The sequence below is a fragment of the Pseudomonas sp. GW823-FHT02C02 genome (assembly GCF_058797635.1).
On sequence record NZ_JBXAJV010000015.1, the window covers coordinates 203,725 to 210,909 of the forward strand.

At 61.6% G+C, this 7,185-nt stretch carries 5 protein-coding genes; all 5 read left to right on the forward strand.

The features are described from left to right. Window positions 1-28 precede the first annotated feature (28 nt). The 5 genes from AC1ROI_RS24765 (at window position 29) to fabB (ending at window position 6,979) form a co-directional block, all read left to right on the forward strand. On the forward strand, window positions 29-2,152 hold the full coding sequence (locus AC1ROI_RS24765) for a TonB-dependent receptor plug domain-containing protein (RefSeq protein ID WP_042932652.1): 2,124 nt from the start codon (window positions 29-31) through the stop codon (window positions 2,150-2,152). Continuing rightward, window positions 2,153-3,085: an ABC transporter substrate-binding protein gene (locus AC1ROI_RS24770; protein ID WP_010457078.1), complete on the forward strand. Its 933-nt coding sequence runs from the start codon at window positions 2,153-2,155 to the stop codon at window positions 3,083-3,085. It begins immediately after the preceding gene. Continuing rightward, the gene (locus AC1ROI_RS24775) at window positions 3,082-4,983 is read left to right on the forward strand and encodes an ATP-binding protein (RefSeq protein ID WP_102595729.1); all 1,902 of its coding nucleotides are present in this window, start codon (window positions 3,082-3,084) and stop codon (window positions 4,981-4,983) included. Before AC1ROI_RS24770 ends, AC1ROI_RS24775 begins: the two co-directional genes overlap by 4 nt. Window positions 4,984-5,231: 248 nt before the next feature. Further along, window positions 5,232-5,747: a 3-hydroxyacyl-[acyl-carrier-protein] dehydratase FabA gene (gene fabA, locus AC1ROI_RS24780; RefSeq protein WP_008148022.1), complete on the forward strand. Its 516-nt coding sequence runs from the start codon at window positions 5,232-5,234 to the stop codon at window positions 5,745-5,747. A gap of 11 nt (window positions 5,748-5,758) precedes the next feature. Further along, the gene (gene fabB, locus AC1ROI_RS24785) at window positions 5,759-6,979 is read left to right on the forward strand and encodes a beta-ketoacyl-ACP synthase I (protein WP_010457084.1); all 1,221 of its coding nucleotides are present in this window, start codon (window positions 5,759-5,761) and stop codon (window positions 6,977-6,979) included. Window positions 6,980-7,185 lie beyond the last annotated feature (206 nt).

Sequence of the window (7,185 nt, forward strand, 5' to 3'; positions counted from 1 at the left end):
GCCATCTCATCGTTATCAAGGACGTTTCGTGTCGTTTGGCTCTCCTTCACCCTCCTCTCCGCTGGTTCTGGCATTGCTTTTCAGCTCGCCATTGCTGGCCGACGACTTGTTCCTCGACAACGAATCGCTGCCGCAAGTGCTCACGGCCACCCGCCTGAAGCAGTCGCCGGCCGCAGTCCCGGGAAGCATGACGGTGATCGACAGCGAACTGATCAATGCCAGCGGTGCACGGGACATCAGCGAATTGCTGCGCCTGGTGCCGGGCATGATGGTCGGCAATATCAGCGGTAATCAGGCGGCGGTGAATTACCACGGCACCAACGCCACGGAAGCGCGGCGCATGCAGGTGCTGATCGACGGCCGCTCGGTGTACCGCGCTGGCCTGGCCACGGTGGACTGGAGTGATATCCCGGTGGCCATGGAAGACATCGAGCGCATCGAGGTTTTCCGCGGCCCCAACACGGTCAGCTACGGCGCCAATGCGTTGATGGCGGTGGTCAACATCATCACCCGCAACCCGGCCGACAGCCACGGCACGCGGATGAAAGTCACCCGTGGCCAGCGCGGCATCGATGATTTTTACGCCAGCCAGGGTGTGGGCTGGGACGGCGGCGACCTGCGTCTGTCACTGTCCGGCCAGCAGGACGACGGCTTCGACACCGACAGCAACGGTGCTGATTATCGCGACAGTCGCCGCTTGAACCGCTTCAACCTTGCCGTCAGCCAGACCCTGAGTGAAAACCAGAGCATCGACTGGCAGTTGAACGCCAAGGACGGAACCAACCAGCGGCCTTATACCTACCGCCCGGTGTTCTCCGGGATTACCGCAGCCGGGAACAATTCCGACGTCGTTGCCAAGGACTACGCCGGTTCGTTGCGCTGGAACCTGGACATCAATCCTGATCACAGCCTTTATATCCAGGGTTCGGCTCAGCACTGGGACCGTCAGCAGACCTGGCGCGCCTGTGATGCGGAAGTTTCGTTCAGCCCGCAACTGACCGAACTCTGGCAGCTCAACCCGAACTACACCGAACGCCTGGCGCGCAACATCGAGCGCTTCACCGGTCCCGGCGCGCCGGCCGGCACGGCGGCGGAACAAGCGCTGGGCAATCAAGTGCTGGCGCAATGGCGCAACGGTGCCCGGCAAACCCTCTGTGGCGACATCGACCAGAGCGCCCGGGAAACGCGCTACGACCTGGAACTGCAAGACACCCTCAGCCTGTCCGACAGTCTGCGACTGGTCAGCGGCATGAACTATCGTTACGACCGGGCAAATTCCGAGACCTACTTCAATGGCACGCTCGACGACACCACTTGGCGCGCATTCGGCCAACTCGAGTGGCGCGCCACCGAGCACTGGTTGCTGCAGGGCGGCGCCATGTTCGAAGACACGCAATTGACCGGCAGCTCGCTGACCCCGCGGGTAGCGGTCAATTACCTGATCAACCCGCGTCACGGCTTGCGCGCGGTGTATTCGGAAGCCATCCGCTCACCGGACATGTTCGAGAACAACGTCAACTGGAGTTACCAGGTGACCAACCTGCGGCCCAGTGCCTACGGCCAGACCAGCGCCCGGTATTTCGTCAAGACCCGCGGTCCCGGCGACCTCGAACAAGAACGCATGCGCTCGCGCGAGCTGGGCTACAACGGCTACTTCGCGGAGCTTGGGCTGACGGTCGATGTGAAACTGTTCTACGACGAAATCAGCGGCATGATCAGCGAACCCCTGCGCAACAATCAGTACATCGCCAGCAATTCCAACAGCTCGCGCTTCAAGGGCACGGAAACCCAGCTGGACTGGCGCCTGAGCAGCGCCGACCGGCTGCGCCTGACTTACGCCTACGTCGACGCCGAGGCGAGCAATCCGCAGGATGAGCAACTGACGGCGCGCAACAGCGGTTCCGCCGGTTGGCTGCGCAACTGGGGCCACGGCTGGAACAGCGCCCTCTTCTATTACGGGGACGACGCCCTCAACGGTTATCGCTTCGAACGCGTCGACACGCGCATCGCCAAACGCATCGGCCTGGGCAAGGCCAATCTGGAACTGGCCGGCGTGCTCCAGCAGCGCCTCGACCATCAACCCACCACCTTCGTCGACAACAACTATGACGAGCGTCGGGTGCTCTACTTCAGCGCGGAGCTGACGTTTTAAATGCTGCATCGCCTGTCGCGGAAGTCGCCAACCCTTGGCCGCCTGCTGGCAGGGGTGTGTCTGGTGTTTGCCGGCCTGCTTGGCAGCCTGACGATTCAGGCCGCCGACATTCTGCTGACCGGCGCCGAAGACAGCCCGGGCGTGCAATCCTTTGTGCAGGCGCTGAGCGGCATGCGCCCGGCCGACAGCGTTCGCTTCCAAGTACTGGACAGCTTGCCGAGGCCGGGCGCACTGCCCGGCGATACCCGTTTGATCCTGCTCGATCTGCCAAGCCTCGACTGGCGCCTGCAAGAGACACAAGGTCCGCCGACGCTGGTACTGCGCATCAGTCGCCTGCAAGCCCATCATCGTTTCGGCGCTGACTTTCCATCGCACCTCAGCCTGCTCTGGAGCGATCCGCCGCTGGATCGGCAATTGCGCCTGACCCGGCTCATCCTGCCCGAGGCCCGACGCATCGGCGTGCTGTACGACAGTCACAGCGAATTCCTGCTCAAGGAATTGCGTCTGTCGGCACAAGCATTGGGCCTTGAAGTGATCGCCGAGCGATGGGACAACACCAACGACAGCCGCCCTTTACAGAATTTGCTGAAGAACTGCGACGTGCTGCTGGGCCTTGACGACGCCGATCTGTACAACCCGAAAACCGCAAAAAACCTGCTGTTGAGCAGCTATTCGCGACAACTGGCGCTGGTCGGCCCGAACGCTGCGTTCGTCAAGGCTGGTAGCCTGGCCAGCACCTACAGCGATCAGAACGATTGGCTGGAAGTGCTCGACGAATTGCTCGATCGGCCGCAGACAGGCTGGCCCCGTGCGTTGTATCCAAAACACTTCAAAGTGTTAAGTAATCCGCAGGTGGCTCGTTCATTGGGTATTGAACAGGTGACTGAAGCATTTGTCGCAGCACAGTTGGCCGAAGGAGAAAGCCGCCCATGACCTTCCGTCGCGGTTGGGACATCAACACCCGCACGCAGATCATCAGCCTCGGCCCCGCCCTGTTGCTGACGTTGCTGCTGATCAGTTTCTTCACCTTCGTGCGGATCCAGGACCTGCGCCAGGAGCTCAACCACACCGGCCAGCTGATCGCCAACCAACTGGCCCCCGCCACGGAATACGGGGTGATCTCGGGCAACAACGAGGTACTCGAAAGTTTGCTCAAGGCGACGCTGGCCACGCCCAACGTGCGCTTTCTCGAAGTCCAGGACAGCGCCAACCGGATTCTGGTGTACGTCGAGCAACCGTCGGAAACCCATGCCCGCTCGCATCAGGTCGAAGTGTTCCAGGCGCCGGTGCGGCTGCAACGGATCGCGCTGAACAATGATTTCTTCCAGGGCAGCAATGTCGCCAACACGGCCCCGCCCGAGGACTACCTGGGCCGGGTGATCGTCGGCTTGTCCAATGACGCCTTCAGCCAGCGTCAGCAGGAAATCCTGTTCAAGGCCGGGATTCTCGCCTTGTTCGCGCTGCTGTTTACCTTTCTGGTGGCCCGACGCCTGGCCGGCAGCCTGTCGCAGCCGATCCGCGACATCGGCCACGCCGTGAAGGCGATTCAGGAGGGTGATTACAAAACGCCGCTGCCGATCGTCGATGACACTGAGTTGGGCGCGTTGTCGCAGCACATCAATAACCTCGCGCAGGGCCTCGAGCAGGCCAGCCGTGAGCAGCAGCAGGCCATGGCGCAATTGATCCAGACCCGCGAAGAAGCGGAAAAGGCCAACAACGCCAAATCCGACTTCCTGGCGATGATGAGCCACGAACTGCGCACCCCAATGAATGGCGTGCTGGGCATGCTGCAACTGCTGGAAACCACCGACATGACCGAGGAGCAGATCGAGTATGCGGCGCTGGCTTCGGAGTCGACCGAACACCTGCTCAAAGTCATCAACGACATTCTCGACTTCTCGCGCATCGAGCGTTCTGAACTGGAGCTGGAACACATTCCGTTCAACCTCGCTGACCTGATCGGCAGCTGCGCCCAGTCGTTCCAGCACAGCGCGGCGCAACGCGGGCTCGATCTGGCCCTGGCGATTCCCGAGGACATGCGCGCCTTGCAGGTTCAAGGCGACCCGACGCGGATCCGGCAGATTCTGGTCAACCTGGTGGGCAATGCGCTGAAGTTCACCGAGCAAGGCCGCGTCAGTATCGAACCGCAATGGCAGTCACTGGATCACGAACTGCTGTGGTTCACCTGCACCGTGCGCGACAGCGGCATTGGCATCTCGGCCGAAAGCCTGGAGTTGATGTTCAACGCGTTCCAGCAGGCCGACAGTTCTATTTCAAGGCGTTACGGCGGCACCGGGTTGGGGTTGCCGATTGCCCGCACCCTGGCCGAACGGATGGGCGGCACCTTGCGCGCCCAGAGCGAAGAAGGCCGGGGCTCGGTGTTTACCCTGGAAATTCCGTTGGCCCTTTATAAGCAGTCGCTGCCGGAGTTGAAACCACGGACACAGAGCGGCGACGGCCATGGTGAAGGACGCAATGTGCTGCTGGTGGAGGACAACCCGGTCAACCAGACGGTGATCGAAGCAATGTTGCGCAGTCTGGGCTTTACTGTCAGCGTCGCGACCGATGGCGCGCAGGCGGTGCAAAGCGCCAAAAGCCTGATATTTGAAGCGATTCTGATGGATTGCCGACTGCCGATCATCGACGGCTACGAAGCAACCCGCCAGATCCGCCTGCTCCCCGGCTGCGCAGACTTGCCGATCATCGCCCTGACCGCCAATGCCTTGCAGGGCGACCGTGAAGCGTGTTTATCAGCTGGAATGAACGATTACCTGGCCAAGCCCTTCAAACGCACTGATCTGCAGCAAATTTTGCAGCGCTGGGTGCAGTAGTACAGGCCTTTCGACCATCTGCGACTGGCGTGAAAGGCGAAAGTGCGGCAGTCTTAGGCACCCGAACAGGCCCGAAAAGGGGCTTGAATAATAATTTCAGTGCACAAGTGTACATTCATGTCCTTGGTGCTGTGACTTTCACCACAACGCAATAGTCTATGAGTAGGCTGCTGACTCGAGGCATGAACGCCTCGGTCGGCCGGGAAGATTTGCCCCACCCTGCCGCATGGGACTATTGAGGAGCTCGCATGACCCAACAAAACGCCTTTACTCGGGAAGACCTGCTGCGCTGCAGTCGCGGTGAGCTGTTCGGCCCGGGTAACGCACAACTGCCCGCGCCGAACATGCTGATGGTGGATCGCATCACCCATATCAGTGCCGAGGGTGGCAAGTACGGCAAAGGTGAATTGGTCGCCGAGCTGGATATCACTCCTGACCTGTGGTTTTTCGCCTGCCACTTCGAAGGTGATCCGGTGATGCCAGGCTGCCTGGGCCTCGACGCCATGTGGCAACTGGTCGGTTTCTTCCTCGGCTGGCAAGGTCTGCCGGGCCGTGGCCGTGCGCTGGGTTCGGGCGAAGTGAAATTCTTTGGCCAGGTCCTGCCGACCGCCAAGAAAGTCACCTATAACATTCAGATCAAGCGCGTGCTGAAGGGCAAGCTGAACCTGGCCATCGCCGATGGTTCGGTCAGTGTCGACGGCCGCGAGATCTACACCGCCGAAGGCCTTCGGGTCGGCGTTTTCACCTCCACTGACAACTTCTAAGGGTTATCCGCATGCGCCGCGTCGTTATCACTGGTCTGGGCATCGTATCGTGCCTGGGCAATGACAAAGAGACCGTCTCCGCTAACCTGCGTGCAAGCCGCCCTGGCATCCGGTTCAACCCGGAATATGCCGAAATGGGTCTGCGTAGCCAGGTTTCCGGCTCCATTGACCTTCCCCTCGAAGAGCTGATTGATCGCAAGATCTATCGCTTCGTCGGCCACGCGGCGGCGTACGCCTACCTGGCCATGAAAGACGCCATCGCAGACTCCGGCCTGACCGATGAGCAAGTCTCCAACCCGCGTACCGGCCTGATCGCCGGTTCCGGTGGCGCCTCCACGCTGAACCAGATGGAAGCGCTGGACATCCTGCGCGAGAAAGGCGTGAAGCGCGTTGGCCCATACCGCGTCACGCGGACCATGAGCAGCACCGTTTCCGCTTGTCTGGCCACACCGTTCAAGATCAAGGGCCTGAATTACTCCATCGCTTCTGCCTGCGCCACCAGTGCTCACTGCATCGGCAACGCCATGGAACAGATCCAGATGGGCAAGCAGGACGTCGTGTTCGCCGGCGGCGGTGAAGAAGAGCATTGGAGCCAATCGTTCCTGTTCGACGCCATGGGCGCACTGTCCAGCCAGTACAACGAAACCCCGGAAAAAGCTTCCCGTGCCTACGACGCCAAGCGTGACGGTTTCGTCATCGCCGGCGGTGGCGGCATGGTCGTGGTCGAAGAGCTGGAACACGCTCTGGCCCGCGGCGCGAAGATCTACGCGGAAATCGTTGGCTACGGCGCGACCTCCGACGGCTACGACATGGTCGCCCCAAGCGGCGAAGGCGCCATCCGCTGCATGCAGATGGCCATGTCCACCGTCGATACTCCGATCGACTACCTGAACACCCACGGCACCTCGACTCCGGTCGGCGACGTCGCGGAAATGAAAGGTGTGCGTGAAGTGTTCGGCGACAAGGCCCCGGCCATCAGCTCCACCAAGAGCCTGTCGGGTCACTCCCTGGGCGCCGCCGGCGTTCACGAAGCGATCTACTGCATGCTGATGATGGAAGGCAACTTCATGGCGGGCTCCGCCAACATCGAAGAATTGGACCCGGAAGTGGCAGACATGCCGATCCTGACCAAGACTCGCGAAGACGCCACCATCAACACCGTGATGAGCAACAGCTTCGGCTTCGGTGGCACCAACGCCACCCTGGTACTGAAGCGCTGGACCGGCAAGTAATACTCCGCCGTCTCGCAGCACACAAAAACGCCCCGACTGGTTCGGGGCGTTTTTTTATGCCTGAAAAAATGTGCACTGCGATGCTTTTTGTAGGAGCCAGGGGGGGGGGGGGGGGGGGGGGGGGGGGGAGGGGGGGGGGGGGGGGGGGGGGGGGGGGGGGGGGGGGGGGGGGGGGGGGGGGGGGGGGGGGGGGGGGGGGGGGGGGG

Coding starts and splice junctions, on each gene's coding strand:
- AC1ROI_RS24770 (WP_010457078.1), top strand. CDS start 2,153: ATGCTGCATCGCCTGTCGCGGAAGTCGCCAACCCTTGGCCGCCTGCTG.
- AC1ROI_RS24775 (WP_102595729.1), top strand. CDS start 3,082: ATGACCTTCCGTCGCGGTTGGGACATCAACACCCGCACGCAGATCATC.
- fabA (WP_008148022.1), top strand. CDS start 5,232: ATGACCCAACAAAACGCCTTTACTCGGGAAGACCTGCTGCGCTGCAGT.
- fabB (WP_010457084.1), top strand. CDS start 5,759: ATGCGCCGCGTCGTTATCACTGGTCTGGGCATCGTATCGTGCCTGGGC.